Annotated in this window: 2 protein-coding genes; both read right to left on the reverse strand. The window is 73.8% G+C overall.

Features of this window, described 5'->3' with window-relative positions:
- Positions 1 to 30 precede the first annotated feature (30 nt).
- On the reverse strand, positions 31 to 795 hold the full coding sequence (locus tag AB8Z36_RS40670; RefSeq protein WP_369218370.1) for an SDR family NAD(P)-dependent oxidoreductase: 765 nt from the start codon (positions 793 to 795) through the stop codon (positions 31 to 33).
- 148 nt (positions 796 to 943) lie between these two features.
- A complete protein-coding gene (locus AB8Z36_RS40675; protein ID WP_369218371.1) occupies positions 944 to 1,279 on the reverse strand; it encodes a YnfA family protein in 336 nt (111 codons plus the stop codon).
- Positions 1,280 to 1,503 lie beyond the last annotated feature (224 nt).

Here is a 1,503-nt window from a genome sequence, read left to right on the forward strand (position 1 = left end):
TGCCGGGGTCGTCGCCGGGGAGCGTCATCGTCACGACTCCCGGTGGACCTTCGTGTTGGACGCCTGGGCGCGCGGGCGTACGACCAGGAGGTCGATGTTGACGTGCGGCGGGCGGGTGACCGCCCAGGTGATCGTCTCCGCCACGTCGTCGGCCGTGAGCGGCTCGGCCACCCCGGCGTAGACCTTCGCGGCCTTCTCGGAGTCGCCGCCGAAGCGGGTCAGCGCGAACTCCTCCGTCTTCACCATGCCGGGCGCGACCTCGATCACGCGGACCGGGGTGCCGACGATCTCCAGGCGGAGGGTCTCGGCGAGGACGTGCTCGGCGTGCTTGGCGGCGACATAGCCACCGCCGCCCTCGTACGTGCCGTGGCCCGCCGTCGAGGAGAGGACCACGACCGTGCCGTCGCCGCTCGCGGTGAGGGCGGGGAGCAGCGCCTGCGTGACGTTCAGCGTGCCGATGACGTTCGTCTCGTACATCTGGCGCCAGTCGGCGGGGTCGCCCTTGGCGATGGTGTCGGCGCCGAGCGCGCCACCCGCGTTGTTCACCAGGACCGCGATCTTCTTGAACGCCGTGGCGAAGGTGTCCACGGCGGCGCGGTCCGTGACGTCGAGCGCGTACGCGGTGGCCTCCTGCCCCGCCTCGGTCAGCTCGGCGGCGAGCGCCTCGATGCGGTCCTTGCGGCGGGCGGTCAGGACGACGCGGTAGCCCGCTTCGGCGAGCCCGCGCGCGGTGGCGGCACCGATGCCGCTGCTCGCGCCGGTGACGATCGCGATGCGGTTGGCTGCGGCGGTCATGGGGCGCTCCTTGGGCTCGGCGTGCTGGGCGGTGCGGGGCGGGCGGTGCGTGCTGGGCGGTGCGTGCTGRKCTGCCGCCAGGATATGTGTGCGGCTCAGCGACCTCGCGGCGCGTACGTGATCACGAGTCCCGGGGGCGCCTGCGTCATCACGAGTCCCGGGGCGCGTACATGATCACGGCCATGCCCGCGAGGCAGATCAGCGCGCCGGTGACGTCCCAGCGGTCGGGACGGTAGCCGTCGGCGGCCATGCCCCAGGCGAGGGAGCCCGCGACGAAGACCCCGCCGTACGCGGCGAGGATGCGGCCGAACTCGGCGTCCGGCTGAAGCGTGGCCACGAACCCGTACACGCCGAGTGCGATGACTCCGGCACCGATCCAGACCCAGCCCTTGTGCTCACGCACGCCCTGCCACACGAGCCAGGCGCCGCCGATCTCGAAGACGGCGGCGAGAAGGAAGAGGGCGGCGGAACGGGCGATGAGCATGAGCACAGGGTGGCACGCACGCCGACGGGGATGCCCGGCCCGGGTGGGCGCCGACCCGGGTGAGCGCCGACCCGGTCAGGTGCGGCCCCGGTGGGCGCCACCCCCGGTCAGGTGCCCGACGCGGGCGTGCCCGACGCGGGCGTGCCCGAAGCGGGTGTGCGCCGCCCCCGGTCAGGTGCGGCCCTGGTGGGTGTGCGCCGACCCGGTCAGGTGCCGTCCTGGAC

The organism is Streptomyces flavofungini (genome assembly GCF_041028215.1).
GTDB lineage: Bacteria > Actinomycetota > Actinomycetes > Streptomycetales > Streptomycetaceae > Streptomyces > Streptomyces flavofungini_B.

What these genes read in the sequence shown, in the direction of transcription:
- AB8Z36_RS40670 (WP_369218370.1), bottom strand. Translation starts at nt 795, where the DNA reads ATGACCGCCGCAGCCAACCGCATCGCGATCGTCACCGGCGCGAGCAGC.
- AB8Z36_RS40675 (WP_369218371.1), bottom strand. Translation starts at nt 1,279, where the DNA reads ATGCTCATCGCCCGTTCCGCCGCCCTCTTCCTTCTCGCCGCCGTCTTC.